Here is a 431-nt window from a genome sequence, read left to right as displayed (position 1 = left end):
AAGTTCTAGTTCAGCTGTACGTGCTGCAATATTTTTTTCTAAGGCACTTGCCTCATCGACTAAACCTTGGATTCTTTTTTCAATCTCCTCTAGTCTTTCACTGCTACTCGAAAGGAGTTTCTCTCCATCCTCGCGAAGAGAAACACGGAGCGCATCGACCATCTTGGGAAGCAGCTCTGCGATAACTAGCGCGTCTCGGTTGGCGGCAGTTACTTTCTCTGCTGCTGTCTCAATTTGATCCGCCAGTTGGCCCACGTCGCGCATCGCGGCGGACAGCGCAGTGGGCCAAGCGCGCCGAAAATCATCAGCGCGCAGGCCCTCATCCATTTTCTTGGCCTTCGAAGAGGGGGATTGATTCGAAAACCTTTTTGATATTGCGCGAAGCAAAGCGGCTCAGATCGTAAAGAACGATCTCTTGCCCAAGTTTGGCA

1 protein-coding gene is annotated in these 431 nt (G+C 51.0%); it reads right to left on the bottom strand.

The features are described 5' to 3' along the window. The coding region (locus E4T88_RS17515; protein WP_135107575.1) for a hypothetical protein at positions 1-327 on the bottom strand (327 nt) is incomplete at its 3' end. Positions 328-431 lie beyond the last annotated feature (104 nt).

It is taken from the genome of Dysgonomonas mossii, assembly GCF_004569505.1.
Taxonomy (GTDB): domain Bacteria; phylum Bacteroidota; class Bacteroidia; order Bacteroidales; family Dysgonomonadaceae; genus Dysgonomonas.
Note: the sequence above shows the minus strand (reverse complement) of the source record. Positions and strands in the feature narration are given on the sequence as shown.